This window comes from Streptomyces sp. P3 (genome assembly GCF_003032475.1).
Classification (GTDB): Bacteria; Actinomycetota; Actinomycetes; order Streptomycetales; family Streptomycetaceae; genus Streptomyces.
Map to the genome: position 1 here is coordinate 152,376 of NZ_CP028369.1, position 14,497 is coordinate 166,872.

16 protein-coding genes and 1 pseudogene are annotated in these 14,497 nt (G+C 71.1%); 10 read left to right on the top strand and 7 right to left on the bottom strand.

Annotated elements, in window-relative coordinates; all coding sequences use genetic code 11:
* Positions 1-310: 310 nt before the first annotated feature.
* The 8 genes from C6376_RS00525 to C6376_RS00555 all read left to right on the top strand — a co-directional run bounded on the left by C6376_RS00525 (position 311) and on the right by C6376_RS00555 (position 7,060).
* Complete coding sequence (locus C6376_RS00525) at positions 311-1,087, top strand: amino acid ABC transporter ATP-binding protein (RefSeq protein WP_107441586.1); 777 nt, start codon at positions 311-313, stop codon at positions 1,085-1,087.
* 67 nt (positions 1,088-1,154) lie between these two features.
* The gene (locus tag C6376_RS00530; protein ID WP_107441587.1) at positions 1,155-2,021 is read left to right on the top strand and encodes a glutamate ABC transporter substrate-binding protein; all 867 of its coding nucleotides are present in this window, start codon (positions 1,155-1,157) and stop codon (positions 2,019-2,021) included.
* A gap of 111 nt (positions 2,022-2,132) precedes the next feature.
* The gene (locus C6376_RS00535) at positions 2,133-2,798 is read left to right on the top strand and encodes an amino acid ABC transporter permease (protein ID WP_107441588.1); all 666 of its coding nucleotides are present in this window, start codon (positions 2,133-2,135) and stop codon (positions 2,796-2,798) included.
* Complete coding sequence (locus C6376_RS00540; protein ID WP_107441589.1) at positions 2,795-3,706, top strand: amino acid ABC transporter permease; 912 nt, start codon at positions 2,795-2,797, stop codon at positions 3,704-3,706. The genes C6376_RS00535 and C6376_RS00540 overlap by 4 nt, the downstream gene beginning before the upstream one ends.
* A 177-nt stretch (positions 3,707-3,883) precedes the next feature.
* Positions 3,884-5,509, top strand: a complete 1,626-nt coding sequence (locus C6376_RS00545; protein ID WP_107441590.1) for an FAD-dependent monooxygenase — start codon at positions 3,884-3,886, stop codon at positions 5,507-5,509.
* A 99-nt stretch (positions 5,510-5,608) separates the two neighbouring features.
* Entirely contained in the window at positions 5,609-5,959 is a 351-nt protein-coding gene (locus tag C6376_RS46310) for a putative leader peptide (protein WP_319595950.1), read from the top strand.
* A 91-nt stretch (positions 5,960-6,050) separates the two neighbouring features.
* The gene (locus C6376_RS00550; protein WP_107441591.1) at positions 6,051-6,608 is read left to right on the top strand and encodes a cysteine dioxygenase; all 558 of its coding nucleotides are present in this window, start codon (positions 6,051-6,053) and stop codon (positions 6,606-6,608) included.
* 80 nt (positions 6,609-6,688) lie between these two features.
* Positions 6,689-7,060, top strand: a complete 372-nt coding sequence (locus C6376_RS00555) for a rhodanese-like domain-containing protein (protein WP_254076325.1) — start codon at positions 6,689-6,691, stop codon at positions 7,058-7,060.
* A gap of 254 nt (positions 7,061-7,314) precedes the next feature.
* Here C6376_RS00555 and recX read toward each other — a convergent pair whose 3' ends face one another.
* A complete protein-coding gene (gene recX, locus C6376_RS00560; protein WP_107441593.1) occupies positions 7,315-8,058 on the bottom strand; it encodes a recombination regulator RecX in 744 nt (247 codons plus the stop codon).
* A 3-nt stretch (positions 8,059-8,061) separates the two neighbouring features.
* Positions 8,062-9,189: a recombinase RecA gene (gene recA, locus C6376_RS00565; RefSeq protein WP_107441594.1), complete on the bottom strand. Its 1,128-nt coding sequence runs from the start codon at positions 9,187-9,189 to the stop codon at positions 8,062-8,064.
* A gap of 263 nt (positions 9,190-9,452) precedes the next feature.
* Here recA and C6376_RS00570 point away from each other — a divergent pair.
* Positions 9,453-9,732, top strand: a pseudogene (locus C6376_RS00570) (hypothetical protein); the annotation flags it as partial.
* Positions 9,733-9,832: 100 nt separating this feature from the next.
* On the opposite strand, the gene C6376_RS00575 reads toward C6376_RS00570, so the two are convergent.
* Together C6376_RS00575 and C6376_RS00580 are read right to left on the bottom strand one after the other, a co-directional pair.
* Entirely contained in the window at positions 9,833-11,092 is a 1,260-nt protein-coding gene (locus tag C6376_RS00575; protein WP_107441595.1) for an AI-2E family transporter, read from the bottom strand.
* 60 nt (positions 11,093-11,152) lie between these two features.
* The gene (locus C6376_RS00580) at positions 11,153-11,347 is read right to left on the bottom strand and encodes a DUF3046 domain-containing protein (RefSeq protein ID WP_107441596.1); all 195 of its coding nucleotides are present in this window, start codon (positions 11,345-11,347) and stop codon (positions 11,153-11,155) included.
* A gap of 79 nt (positions 11,348-11,426) precedes the next feature.
* Here C6376_RS00580 and C6376_RS00585 point away from each other — a divergent pair, with 79 nt between their 5' ends.
* Entirely contained in the window at positions 11,427-12,371 is a 945-nt protein-coding gene (locus C6376_RS00585) for a hypothetical protein (RefSeq protein WP_107441597.1), read from the top strand.
* 147 nt (positions 12,372-12,518) lie between these two features.
* On the opposite strand, the gene C6376_RS00590 is transcribed toward C6376_RS00585, so the two are convergent.
* The 3 genes from C6376_RS00590 to C6376_RS00600 are packed head-to-tail and all read right to left on the bottom strand — an operon-like array spanning position 12,519 to position 14,484.
* Complete coding sequence (locus C6376_RS00590; RefSeq protein WP_107441598.1) at positions 12,519-12,827, bottom strand: AzlD domain-containing protein; 309 nt, start codon at positions 12,825-12,827, stop codon at positions 12,519-12,521.
* The gene (locus C6376_RS00595; RefSeq protein WP_107441599.1) at positions 12,824-13,564 is read right to left on the bottom strand and encodes an AzlC family ABC transporter permease; all 741 of its coding nucleotides are present in this window, start codon (positions 13,562-13,564) and stop codon (positions 12,824-12,826) included. The genes C6376_RS00590 and C6376_RS00595 overlap by 4 nt, the downstream gene beginning before the upstream one ends.
* On the bottom strand, positions 13,543-14,484 hold the full coding sequence (locus C6376_RS00600) for an AraC family transcriptional regulator (RefSeq protein ID WP_107448701.1): 942 nt from the start codon (positions 14,482-14,484) through the stop codon (positions 13,543-13,545). The genes C6376_RS00595 and C6376_RS00600 overlap by 22 nt, the downstream gene beginning before the upstream one ends.
* Between the last annotated feature and the right edge of the window lie 13 nt (positions 14,485-14,497).

Consider the following 14,497-nt stretch of genomic DNA (forward strand, 5'->3'; position numbering starts at 1 on the left):
CCTCCTCCGGTTCGTCGGGCAAACGGTCTGACTCACGAAAACGGGTGTTCGGTTCTCCGGTACCGGAGAACCGCGGCACACGCGTGCGTGCATCATGGCAGTCACGCCGATGGACGAGGACGCAGTCAAGCAGGTTCCGGTTGCGCGGGACTTCCGTTACTCGGCCGATACGCGCGCAGGTCGCAAGTGCTACGACATGTGTCCGATTGCTATCGGATCGTGATGCTCAGATTCCCCTCAGATGTAATGACGCTGGTCGCGGCGGGTCACTACTGTCCTCCGCAACCGAGGAGGACGGAGCCCCGAAGCGATGACCGAAGTATCGGTGACCAAGGAGGACGCGGTCGCGAGCGGTGACCTGGTCGTCCTGAAGAGCGTCAACAAGCACTTCGGCGCGTTGCACGTTCTCCAGGACATCGACCTGACGATCACCCGCGGGGAGGTCGTCGTGGTCATCGGCCCCTCCGGGTCCGGCAAGTCGACGCTGTGCCGCACGATCAACCGCCTGGAGACGATCGACGACGGCGCCATCTCGATCGACGGAAAGCCGCTGCCCCAGGAGGGCAAGGCGCTGGCCCGGCTGCGCGCCGACGTCGGCATGGTGTTCCAGTCGTTCAACCTGTTCGCGCACAAGACCGTGCTCGAGAACGTGATGCTCGGCCAGATCAAGGTCCGCAAGGCCGACAAGACGCAGGCCGCGGCGAAGGCCCGCGCCCTGCTCGACCGCGTTGGCGTGGGCACCCAGGCCGACAAGTACCCCGCACAGCTCTCGGGCGGCCAGCAGCAGCGCGTCGCCATCGCGCGGGCGCTGGCGATGGACCCGAAGGTCATGCTCTTCGACGAGCCGACGTCGGCCCTGGACCCCGAGATGATCAACGAGGTCCTCGAAGTCATGCAGCAGCTGGCCCGGGACGGCATGACCATGATCGTCGTCACCCATGAGATGGGTTTCGCACGATCGGCTGCAAACCGCGTGGTGTTCATGGCGGACGGACGCATCGTCGAAGAGGCTGCGCCCGACCAGTTCTTCAGTAATCCGCGCAGCGACCGTGCCAAGGACTTCCTGTCGAAGATCCTGCACCACTGACCTGTAGCACCGACGGAACCCGCACCGCTCGCAGTAACTTCACCACTCTTCTCAAAAGGAAGTCACCATGAAGCTTCGCAAGGTCACCGCCGCCTCGGCCGCAGCCCTCGTCCTCGCCCTGACCGCCACCGCGTGCGGCGGCGACAGCAAGGACGACGACACGAGCAGCAGCGCCAGCGCGGGCAGCGGCGGTGGCGGCAAGATCAAGGTCGGCATCAAGTACGACCAGCCGGGCCTCGGCCTGAAGAAGCCCGACGGGTCCTTCGCCGGCTTCGACGTGGACGTCGCCACGTACGTCGCCAAGCAGCTCGGCTACCAGCCGGACCAGATCGAGTTCGTCGAGACCAAGAGCGCCGACCGCGAGAACGCCCTCGCGCGCGGTGACGTGAAGTTCATCGCCGCCACCTACTCGATCAACGACGAGCGCAAGAAGAAGGTCGACTTCGCGGGCCCCTACCTGCTGGCCCACCAGGACCTGCTGGTCAAGTCAGACTCGGACATCTCCAAGGGCACGGACCTCAACGGCAAGAGGCTGTGTTCCGTGACCGGGTCGACCTCGGCGCAGAACGTCAAGAAGACGATCGCCCCGGACGCGCAGCTCAAGCAGGTCAGTTCCTACTCCGAGTGCATCGCCGGCCTGCAGAGCGGCGCCGTGGACGCGGTCACCACCGACGACTCGATCCTCGCGGGCTTCGCGTCCCAGGACCAGTACAAGGGCAAGTTCAAGCTCGCGGGCCTCAAGCTCAGCAACGAGAACTACGGCATCGGTGTCAAGAAGGGCGACACGGCGACCGTGGACAAGATCAACAAGGCGCTGGAGCAGATGGTCAGCGACGGCGCGTGGGACAAGGCCGTCAAGGACAACTTCGGCCCGGCGGACTACAAGAACGAGCCCGCCCCGAAGATCGGCGTCATCGTCCCGAACGCCTCGTAACCACACCTCAGCCACAGCGGGGTTCCCGCGGTGTGCCGCCGCCCGTCGCGATCCCGGCGGCGGCACACCGCGCCCTTCCCATACGCCACCCAGCCGGAAGCGCGGGAGATCGTGTTCGACTTTCTTGATGGTTACGACGTCCTAGGGGCGTTCTGGATGACGGTGAAGCTCACCGCCGTCTCCGCCGTGGGCGCTCTGGTCTGGGGCACCCTGCTGGCCGCGATGCGGGTGAGCCCGGTTCCGCTGATGCGCGGGTTCGGCACCGTCTACGTCAACGTCGTCCGGAACATCCCCCTGACGGTCATCGTCCTCTTCAGCTCGCTCGGGCTCGCCGACATCTTCGGCATGACCATGGGAACCAAGGACTTCGACATCCAGGGCTTCCGGCTGGCCGTACTCAGCCTGGCCGCCTACACCGCGGCGTTCGTGTGCGAGGCGATCCGCTCCGGCATCAACACCGTGCCGCTCGGTCAGGCGGAGGCCGCCCGGGCCATCGGCCTGAGCTTCAGTCAGACCCTGACGCTCGTCGTCCTTCCGCAGGCCTTCCGCTCGGTCATCGGACCGCTGGCCAACGTCCTGATCGCGCTGACCAAGAACACCACGGTGGCGGCCGCCATCGGCGTCGCCGAGGCCGCCCTCCTGATGAAGACGATGATCGAGAACGAGGCGCAGACGCTGCTCATCGGCGCGGTCTTCGCGTTCGGGTTCGTGGTTCTGACCCTGCCGACCGGCCTCATCCTGGGCTGGCTCGGCAAGCGACTGGCGGTGAAGCGATGAGCTCGGTCCTCTACGACACTCCCGGACCTCGCGCCAAGCGGCGCAACGTCCTCTTCTCGGTGGTCTTCACCGTCCTACTGCTGCTGCTCCTGTGGTGGGTGTGGCAGAAGATGGACGACAAGGGCCAGCTCGACTCAGCGTTGTGGAAGCCGTTCACCACGTCGGAGGCGTGGACGACGTACCTCCTTCCCGGCCTCGCCAACACGCTGAAGGCCGCGGCACTGGCCATGGTGATCGCCCTTCCGCTGGGAGCGGTCTTCGGCATCGCTCGCCTGTCCGACCACCGCTGGGTGCGCGGCGTGGCCGGCACGGTGGTGGAGTTCTTCCGGGCGATCCCGGTACTCCTGCTGATGCTGTTCGCCAACGAGTTCTACTCCCGCTACACGGACGTCAGCAGCGAGGACCGGCCTCTCTACGCCGTCGTCACCGGTCTGGTGCTCTACAACGCGGCCGTCCTCGCCGAGGTCGTCAAGGCGGGCATCCTGTCCCTGCCCAAGGGCCAGACGGAAGCGGCGTACGCCATCGGTCTGCGCAAGGGTCAGACGATGAGCAGCATCCTGCTCCCGCAGGCGGTCACCGCGATGCTGCCGGCCATCGTCAGTCAGCTCGTGGTCATCGTGAAGGACACCGCGCTGGGCGGCGTGATGCTCAACTTCCCCGAACTGCTCAACTCGCGCGGCACGCTCGCGGCCAACTACGCCAACGTGATCCAGAGCTTCATCGTCGTCGCGATCATCTACATCGCGCTGAACTTCGTCCTGACGAGCTTCGCGAGCTGGCTGGAGCGATACCTGCGGCGCAGCAAGCGCAGCACGGGCGCGGTGCTGGGCGTCGACAAGGTCGACGACCTGAACGCGGCCGCGGTCGGCGGCTCCTACGGCACCGGCGCGGGCGGCGGCGGCATCTGACGCAGAATCAAGGAACGTGTCCGGTACGAAAGGCAGTGGCGTGCGCGCCACTGCCTTTCGCCGCTTGACGCAAACAACGACAATGGGTTGCATACGTTCTGTGATCGTGCACCCTGCTCCAACCTCTTGTTCACCCAAGCCCGCGAGGACACCGTCGAAGGCAGGGAGTGCCGCGCCGTGGACCCGGTGATCATCGTCGGAGCGGGGCCGGTGGGGCTCACGCTCGCCCTGGCGCTGGCGCGCCAGCAGGTGCCGTCCGTGGTCCTCGACGAGGGCCCGGGCAAGGACGAGCAGCGGCTCGCGCGCACTGTCGTGCTGCGTGAGGACACCGTCGCCCTCCTGGAGAGACTGACGGGAGCGTCCCTCGCCGACGCCGGGGTGCGCTGGTCCGGATGGCGGTCGATGCGGCGCAAGCAGGTGACGCAGGAGATCGCGTTCGACGACGACGCCGAGCCCGCGCCGCTGCACATCGCCCAGCACGTGCTCACCGGGTTCCTGCGCACGGCCCTCGCCGGCGAACGGCTGGCGAAGATCGCCGTGGACAGCCGTCTGGACAGCCTCGAACAGGAGCCGACCGGGGTCACCGCCCACACCCGCGGCCCGCAGGGCACCTGGTGGCGCGGCAGCTATCTGATCGGCTGCGACGGCCCCCGCTCCACCGTCCGCAAGCTTCTCGACATCCGCTTCCCCGGCCGTACGGCGGTGGAGCGACACGCCGTGGCCGCGCTGCGCGCGGAACTTCCCTGGGACGGCGAGGCGTTGCTTCACCGGACCCCGCCGTGGCGGACCTCCGGTCCCCCCGCCGCGGAGGTCACGGGCCGTCCGCTGCCGGACGGCGTCTGGCGGCTCGACTGGCTGCTGCCGCCCGGCAAGGACCTGGTCACGCCCGAGGTGCTGGTGGCGCGTGTCCGCGAGACCCTGGCGGGCTGGAGCGGCGGTTCCACGCCCCCGTACGAGCTGCTCGACACCGGCGTGCACACCGTGCACCACCGGCTCGCCCGGCGCTGGCGCGTGGGCCGGGTCTTCCTCGCGGGGGACGCCGCCCACCTGCTCGGCACGCTCGGCACCCAGGGTCTGGACGAGGGCCTGCGGGACGCCGACAACCTCGCCTGGAAGCTGGCCCTGACTTGGCATCACGGGCCGCACGAGGCACTTCTCGACAGCTACCAGGCCGAGCGCCGCGCGGTCGTCGCCGCCCGGCTGCGGGCCGCCGACCAGGCGCTCCCGCTGCTGCGCGGCGGCGGGGGCATCAGGGCGTACGTCCCCGGCGCGGCCCGCGGTCACGACGCGCTGCTCACCGACGGCCACCTGGGACGCGGCCCGCTGGGCGCGCCGGGATCGTACGCCGGGTCCCCCCTCGCGCCCCGGCACCTGGAGGCGGAGGCCCCGGTGGACACATCCCCCGGCGCACCCGTCGAGGACATCCGGGTGACCGGGGAGGACGGCTCGTTCGTTCAGCTGCGGGACCGGCTCGGCCGGGGCGCCCTGCTGGTGCTGCTGATCGCACCGGGCACCGGCGTGTGGGAGCGCCGGCACTGGGTCGGCGCCGGGATCATGCCCCGGCTGGCCGCCGCGGTGACGGCCCTGCCGTGCCCCGCCGAGCTGCTGGTGGCCGAGAGCTACCCGGGCGCGGCCGCCCATACGGTCCTGCTGATCCGGCCGGACGGCCATCTCGTCACCGCGCTCAACGGGGTGCGCGCGGCCGACCTGTACGCCGCGGCGGAGGCGGCCGTGGGCGGCCCGGCGCAGTCGGCCCAGGAGACGTCCGCCGCGGGAGCCCGGGCGGCCTCCGCAGCGACGTGAGGACGGCCTCGACGGCCTCGACGGCCATGGGACCACCCACCGGCATTGTTCTGACGGCGGGCTTCACGGCCACATGACGGCCAACTCCGCGGCGGCGGGATGCCGGGGCTTCGCGGCGAGAGCGCGGCCACCAAGCGTGAGCGCGAGCGGGGGCTCGGAGGTGACGGTGCGGCGCGACGGCGGGCGGCTGCGGACCGGTGTGACGAGAGGGGCTCGGACGGCGGCCGTGGAACGGGGCAGCGCCCCACGGTGACCCTGCGACAGGCCGGTCGCCGGGCCGCGCTGCCCGCGCCGTCGTCACCGTGCGGTCCACAGGGTGACGGTGAGTTGACCTCGGTGCACCGGCATGCTGTACTCCGGATCGTGACCGACACCGATGTACGCCTGTGGCGGAGGGTCCATATGGACCTCGTCCGCTATGCGGGCTGCGTGTGTCGTCCGTCCTGCTGAACTCGCAACCCTTCCCCCCGGCGCGCGCCGCCGATGCGCCCCCGCACGTGTGCGGCCCGCGCCCTCCGCGAACGTTCCCAGGACGGCTTCCGTGTCTGTCTCCGCACCCCTCTTTTCCTCCTTCCCCGCCACCCCCTCGTCGCCCCCTTCCGCCGCCGCGCCCACGCAGGCGGACCTCCTCGAGTTCGTCCGGCGTACGGCCGCGGACGCCGCGCTGATCGCCTCGCTCCCTCTCGATCCGCAGGGCCGTACCTGGGTGCGTCTGGAGGGACCGGGCGGCAGCGAGGCCTGGCTGATCGGCTGGCCTCCGGGCACCGGCACCGGTTGGCACGACCACGCCGACTCGGTGGGAGCGTTCCTGACCGCGCGGGGAACACTCAAGGAGTCCTCGCTCGCCGCCCGGCTGCCCACCGACGGCTGGCGGACTCTGGAGCTGTCCGACGGCGTGGACCGCTCGCGCACCCTGCCGGCCGGCCGGGGCCGGTCCTTCGGCCGCCACCACGTCCACGAGGTCCTGAACGAGTCCACCGAGGAACACGCTGTCTCCGTCCACGCCTACTACCCGCCGCTGCCCCGCATCCGCCGCTACAGCCGTACCGGGCAGGTGCTGCGGCTGGAGCAGGTCGAGCGTCCGGAGGACTGGCAGTGACCGACGCGAGCAGGCCCCGGAAGCGACAGCGGGGCGACGACGAACGGCACGACAAGCGGCACGACGAACAGCCCTCGGGGATCGATGAGTTGCTCGAGCGTGTCCGTGCCGGTTACGCGCGCGTGGAGGCCGGGGAGGCGTTCGACGCCGCCCGCGCGGGCGAGGCTCTGCTCGTCGACATCCGGTACGCCGCTCTGCGGGAGCGGGACGGGCTGATCCCCGGCGCGCTGGTCGTCGAGCGCAACGAACTGGAGTGGCGTCTCGACCCTCAGGGCAGTCACCGCCTCCCCGAGGCCACGAGCCATGCCGTGCGGGCCATCGTGATCTGCGACGAGGGGTACGCGTCGAGCCTGGCCGCCGCGTCCCTGCACCGACTGGGACTGCACCGGGCGACCGATCTCGTCGGCGGCTTCCAGGCGTGGAAGGCGGCGGGCCTCCCTGTGACGCCGTAGCCGCACCGGCGAGGGCCGAGGGGCCGGCCTCGAGCGGCGGATTCGGCGGGCGGGCCCGATGTCGCGGCGGGACGCGGCGGCGTGGGCGACGGCGTGGGCGCCCGACGGGGAACGTGCTCGGTCCTCCGGGGACGCGAGGCGTTCCTGCCCCTGGAGGGGCCGACGTCGCTCAACCCCCGTCCGACGACGGGAGACCTGCTGGCAGTCCTTGGCCGACGTCGCTGCATCAGCGCACACGAAGGTGGCGGCTGCGCTCAGAACCCGTCGTCCCCCAGGGAGTCCGTGTCCTCGCCCTCTTCCTCCAGCGCCTGCCGGACCACCCGCAGGGCCAGGCCTTCGGGGTAGCCCTTGCGTGCGAGCATGCCGGCGAGGCGGCGCAGCCGTCTGTCGCGGTCGAGACCGCGGGTCGCGCGCAGCTTGCGGGCGACGAGTTCGCGCGCCGTCTCCTCCTCCTGTTCGGAGTCGAGCCGGCCTACGGCCTCTTGGATCAGCTCCTGGTCGACGCCCTTGGTCCGCAGCTCCTGCGCGAGCGCGCGCCGGGCCAGTCCTCTGCCGTGGTGCCGGGATTCCACCCAGGCGTCCGCGAAGGCGCCGTCGTTGATCAGTCCGACCTCCTCGAACCGCGAAAGCACCTCCTCCGCCACGTCGTCGGGGATCTCCCGCTTGTGCAGGGCGTCGGCGAGCTGCTTCCGCGTGCGCGGGGTCCCGGTGAGCAGGCGCAGGCAGATCGCCCGTGCCCGCTCAGCCGGGTCCCCCGAAGGCTGCTCCCTCTCGGCCCTCGACGAGGAAGAAGCGCCTCCGTCCTCGGTGGACGGTTTCCGGGAGCCGCGCCGACGGCGCCCACGCCCGCCACGTGGACTGCCTTCGTCACCGCCCCCTGCCCGGCCGGTGCCCGACCGGTCGTCGCCGTCCAGGGACAGGCCGCCGTCGACCCCGCTGCCCGTCCCCCGCGGGGCGTCGGGGTGGACGTACTCGGCCCAGTCCGTTCGTCGTGTCATGGATCAGCTCTTGGCAGCCGCGGCCTTGGGCTTGGCGGCCTTGGCTGCGGGAGCCGGAACCGCCTTGGCGTCGTCCGCGGTCGCGCCGGCGGACGCTGCGGCGTCCGTGGCCGGCTCGGCGGCGGACTCGTCCGGGCGCACGCCGACGCCCAGCTTCTCCTTGATCTTCCTCTCGATCTCGTTGGCCAGATCGGGGTTGTCCTTGAGGAAGTTGCGCGCGTTCTCCTTGCCCTGGCCGAGCTGGTCGCCCTCGTACGTGTACCAGGCACCCGCCTTGCGGACGAAGCCGTGCTCCACACCCATGTCGATCAGGCCGCCCTCGCGGCTGATGCCCTGCCCGTAGAGGATGTCGAACTCTGCCTGCTTGAAGGGCGGGGCGACCTTGTTCTTGACGACCTTGACGCGGGTGCGGTTGCCCACCGCGTCCGTACCGTCCTTCAGCGTCTCGATGCGACGGATGTCGAGTCGCACCGAGGCGTAGAACTTCAGCGCCCGGCCACCGGTCGTGGTCTCCGGGGAGCCGAACATGACGCCGATCTTCTCGCGGAGCTGGTTGATGAAGATGGCGGTGGTCTTGGACTGGTTGAGCGCGCTGGTGATCTTCCGCAGCGCCTGGCTCATCAGACGGGCCTGCAGACCGACGTGGCTGTCGCCCATCTCGCCCTCGATCTCCGCACGCGGGACGAGCGCGGCGACGGAGTCGATGACGATCAGGTCGAGGGCGCCGGAGCGGACCAGCATGTCCACGATCTCCAGAGCCTGCTCGCCGTTGTCCGGCTGGGAGAGGATCAGGTTGTCGATGTCGACGCCGAGCTTCTTCGCGTACTCGGGGTCGAGGGCGTGCTCCGCGTCCACGAACGCGACCTGGCCGCCGGCCTTCTGCGCGTTCGCCACCGCGTGCAGCGTCAGCGTCGTCTTACCGGAGGACTCCGGCCCGTACACCTCCACCACGCGGCCACGGGGCAGCCCGCCGACACCGAGGGCGACGTCGAGTGCGGTCGACCCGGTGGGGATGACCTCGATGGGCTCGTTCGGCCGCTCGCCCAGGCGCATCACCGCACCCTTGCCGAACTGCCGTTCAATCTGTGCGAGTGCGGCGTCCAACGCCTTCTCGCGGTCGGTTCCTGCCATGGGTTCCACCCGGTTTGCTTGAGTCGATCGCTTCACGTCAAAGACGCTAACGCCTGCCACTGACAATGCGCCTCGACGCCCGTCCGGCCTGTGGATAACTCGGGCGCATATCGGCCCATAGCGGGAAACAACCCCCACTCCGAGAGCCGCCGGAGCCTCCATAAGAACGGATGTTCGATTTTGATGTCAAGCGCACCACGCGGCACTCCCGAGGCTACGTTCACACGTCGCCGGCAGGTGTTCGCCGTGGTGTCCTTCCGGCGCCGGCCGGCCCGGCGGGGATGGCCCTCGCGGTGCGTTCCGGGTTCGCGATCCTGCTGGCAGCGCTCGCCTCGGGGGCGGCGATGACGGCGCGCGGGGTCGTGCTCCCCCGCACCGGCCACCAGGAGACGGCGTACCACTCCACGGGCCCGCTCAAGCCGCTGCACGGAGTCAGCCCGCACGCCGTCCTGGCACTTCCCGCGCCGGCCTGGCTGATGTCGTCCCGCAGGCCCCCTGGCTAGAGGGTGCGGTGGCGGATCACCGCGGCGGCTGGGCTGCTGAGCGGCCGCGGTCGTCGCGGCCGCAGTGGTGTGGGCGGTCCTCACCTACTGCGGCTGCCGACGAGCCCTGCCCCCGAACCCCGACGCCCGGTTTCCGCCTCTCAGCCGGACCCGTCCCGCGAGCCGCCCGTCCGGGTGCGTGCCCGGGTCCACAGCTGCTGCACGCGCGCGAGCGGCCCGGGCCCCTCGCCACGTCCCCGGTGGCCGTGGACGCGCGGATCGTCCGTGACGTCGTACCGCTTCACATAAGCGCCCAGGAACGCCTGCAGCGTGGCCACCGCCGGGATGGCGACAAGCGCACCGATCGCTCCGAGGAGGGCGGTGCCCGCGATCACGGAGCCGAAGGCGACGGCAGGGTGGATGTCGACGGTCTTCGAGGTCAGCTTGGGCTGCAGCATGTAGTTCTCGAACTGCTGGTACACCACGACGAAGATCAGCACCCACAGCGCGTACAGCGGCGAGACCGTGAAGGCGATCAACATGGGCAGGGCGCCCGCCAGATAGGTGCCGATGGTGGGGATGAACTGCGAGACCACGCCCACCCAGACGGCGAGCACGGGCGCGTACGGGATACCGAGGGCCTGCAGCAGCACATAGTGCGCCACCCCGGAGATCAGCGCCATCAGCCCGCGGGAGTAGAGGTAGCCGCCGGTCTTGTCGACGGCGATCTCCCAGGCGCGCAGCACCTCGGCCTGCTTGGCCGGCGGCAGGACGGAACACAGTGCCCGCCGCAGACGCGGTCCGTCCGCGGCGAAGTAGAACGAGAACAGGGCGATCGTCAGCAGCTGGAAAAGACCGCCGAGGACCTGGGTGGAGACGTCCAGGACGCCTGCCGCGCTGTTCTGCGCGTACTTGCGCAGCCAGTCGGAGTGGAGCAGGCCCTCCTGGACGTCCACGCGCCTGAGCTCGGTGTGGAACGTGGTGTTGATCCAGTGGATCACGGAGTCCAGGTACTCCGGGAAGCCCTCGATCATCTTGATGATCTGCCCCGCGAGCATCGAGCCGAGCAGCGTGAAGAAGCCGGCGACCACGATCAGCAGACCGAAGAAGACCAGACAGGTGGCGAACCCCCTGCGCATCCCGCGGGCGGCCATCCGGCTGACCGCGGGCTCCACGGCGAGTGCCAGGAAGAACGCGATGAGCACGTTGAGCAGCAGGCCGACGAGCTGGTGGAACGCCCACGTGCCGAGTTGGAACGCCGCGACGAGGGCGAGCGCGAGCACCATGGCGCGTGGCAGCCAGCGCGGCATGTGCGCGCCCTGCGCGGCGCCGCCGTCGGCCGGAGGAGGCCCGGAGGGCGGCGTCGTGCCGTGCGGGGGTGCGTTCCGGGCCGTCTGCCCGGTGTCGTCAGTGGGTGCCACGGAGCAAGTCTCGCCTACGCCGCCGACAATCGGACCGCCACCTGCGATCTTCTCGACCTATCAGCGCATCTCCTGAGGAACGTTCATCACCGCGCAGACCACGCGCCACACGTCCTTGGCCGCCCAGCCCTGCGCCAGCGCCTCGTGCACGGTACGTCCGCCGAGTTCCGTCATCACGTGATCGCGCGCGAAGGTCTCGGCGTACCCCGTGCCGAAGTGCTCGTCCATCCGCTGCCAGAAGACCGTCAACCGCATGACACCAGTATCCCGCCCTCGGGGGCGTCCCCATCCGTGAGCGCCTGCCGAGACCGCTTTCCGCCCTACGGTCTGACGCATGGCCGAAACCGGAGCATCCCCACTCCCCCCGACGCCCCCGGCGCACTCCCCGCTCTTCCGCGCCGAGCACTTCGTCTGGCTCACCGCGCGCGTACTGGAGCAGCGCCTCTTCGCGCACGACTTCCTGCACGGCTCCGCCGACCCCGTCGAGACCGCCCTCGACGCCTACCGCAATGAGGACGGAGGATACGGCCACGCGCTGGAGCCCGATCTGCGCGGTCCCGTCAGCCAGCCCCTGCACACCGCGCACGCCCTGCGGGTGCTGGACTGCGTCGGGCGTCTCGGCGGCAGGCGCGTGGAGCGGATGTGCGACTACCTGACGTCCGTGTCCACCGGCGACGGCGCGCTGCCGGCGATCCTTCCCAGCCAGCGCGGCTACCCGGCGGCCCCGTTCATCCCGATCGTGGACGACCCGCCCAGCGACCTGCTTGCCACCGGGCCGGTGGTGGGTCTGCTGCACCGCAACGACGTGTGGCACGCCTGGCTGTTCCGGGCCACGGACTTCTGCTGGCAGGCGGTGGACTCCCTGGAGCGGTCGCATCCGTACGAGATCCAGGCCGCGGTGGCCTTCCTGGACGCCGTTCCCGACCGCCCGCGCGCGGAGTCGGCCGCCGACCGTCTGGGCCGCCTGGTGCGCGCACACCGGATGGTCGTGCTGGAGCCGGACCGCCTCGACGCCTGGCCGGTCCCTTCCGGCTACGCCCCCGGTGAGCACCACTTCCCGTACGACTTCGCGCGGACACCGCACTCCCTCGCGCGCGCGTGGTTCACCGACGACGAGATGGCGCGCTCCCTGGACCACCTCGCCGGCGCGCAGGAGGAGGACGGCGGCTGGCCCGTCCACTGGCGTCGCTGGGCGCCCGGCACCGCCCTGGAGGGACGCCCCATCGTGACGATCGAGGCGCTGCGCACCCTGCGGGCCTACGGCCGCGCCATCGGCTGACCGGAGGCGGCCACCGTCCGCGACGTCCACGAGGCCGCGGCCGCGCCCCCGCCGGACCTCCCGTCCGCCTGCCGCCCTACCCGCCCGCGTGCGACCCCGGTCCGCCGCCCGCGTCCTCTCTCGGCCCGGCCGTCCGTCCCGCCCCCTTCAGCCGCCCAGGGCCCGGGCCCCCGCCGTCACCACCACGGCTGCCGCGACTATGAGCAGGAAGGGAGCCCGCAGCACGACGGCGACGGCGGCCGCGGCCAGCCCCGCGGCCCTGGCGTCCAGCACGAGCGCGTGCCCGTCCGCGAAGGTCTGCTGGGCCGTGAGGGCGGCCAGCAGCGCCACGGGGAGCAGCGCGGCGGAGCGCCTGACCAGAGGTCGTTCGAGCGCGCCCGCGGGGACGAGCAGTCCGGCGAGTTTGACGGCGTAGCAGCCGAGCGCCGTCGCGGCGATCGCGATCCAGGTGTTCAACGCTTCTCCTCCGCGTCGTCGCGGCCGGCTCCGCGCCGGCCCTCGAGGTACAGGACGACCGGCACGGCGAGCGCGGCCGCCAGGACGGGCACTCCGGCGGGCAGGACGGGGAGCAGTCCGAGCCCGAGGAGGACCGCGATCGCGGCCACGGTCCGGTCGGCCGCGGTCTTGAGCATCGGCGCGAGCAAGGCCAGGAATACGGCCGGGCCGGCCGCGTCCAGCCCCCACGTGTCGGTGTCGCCGATGGCCTCGGCGCCCAGGGCGCCCAACAGTGTGGTGAGGTTCCACAGGACGTACAGGGTCAGCCCGGTGACCGCGAAACCGAGGCGCGCGGCGCGCCGCCCCGGCTGCGCCAGCGAGACAGCGGTCGTCTCGTCGATCACCCAGTGGGCGGCGAGCGGGCGCATCGCGCGCGGGAGGGCCAGCAGCTGCGACAGCCGCAGCCCGTAGAACGCGTTGCGCACCCCCAGGAAGAAGGCGCCCGCGGCCGCTGTCAGGGGGTTGCCGCCCGCCGCCAGCGCGCCGACGAGCGCGAACTGGGACGCGCCGGTGAACACCAGGAGGCTGAGCGCGCAGGTCTGCCACACCGAGAGTCCGCTGCCCGCCGACGTCACCCCGAAGGCGAATCCGGAGAGTCCCACGGCGATGCCGACCCCGAGGGAGTCCCGTACGACGGCGGCGTCGGGCTTTGCTCCGCCGTCGGCTCGTATGTCCGTCAAAGCTGTCTGTTCTGCCACGACCGGGACGATACGAGCAGCGGCCCGGGCGGGTCTTGTACGTTCTTGCGCTCCCGCTGGTACGCGCCCGGGGGGACTCCCACGATGCGTGCGAAATGGCGGTTTAGGTGGGGCTGGTCGGTGAATCCCACCATGACGGCCACCTCGGCCGGCGCCGTCCCCGCGTCCAGCAGCCGTCGCGCCCGACGCACGCGGACGTCGGTGAGCCAGGCGTGGGGCGGAAGTCCGTACGCGTCCCGGAAGGCCCGCAGCAGGGCGAACGGGCTGGTTCCCAGATCCGCTGCCAGCTGTTCCAGCGTGGGCGGGGCCGCCAGTCGTTCCTCCAGCACACCGCGTGCGCGTGCGGCGATCCGTGCCCCGGCTGACCCCACCTCCCGTTGCGGCAGCGGCCCGCCGTTGAGCCGCAGCAGCCGCGTGACGGCGACCCGCAGCAGCGTGTCGGCGGCCAGCGCGTTGCCCTCCTCGGCGGCTCGGAGCACCTGGTGGACGAGCCCGACGGCGTAGGGGTCGTCGAGTACGGGGCTGACGAAGCCCGGGGTGCCGCGAAGGGTCGTCGTCTCGGCCGCGATCTCGGCCACCAGGCCGGGGGACGGATAGACCGCCCCGTACCGCCACCCCTCGGGCACTCCGGCCCGTCCGGTGTGCGGGGTGTCGGGGTTGACCAGGGCGAGCGCTCCGGCTCCCGCGTGCCGATCGGAGCCGCTGTGCCGGAAGACCTCCACGCCGTCGGCGATGGCGGCGATCACGAAGTGCTCATGGGTGTGCCGCACGAACGTCTTGCGGACATAGCGGGCCCGCAGGAGGTCGACACCGGGCAGCTCCGGGTACTGCCAGTGCCGCGCCCGCTCTCGAGAACCCGAACCCGCCACCCGACCATTCTCCGCGACGAGCCTCCCGGCCGCCGACGGGGCTCGGAACATGACCTTCCGCTGC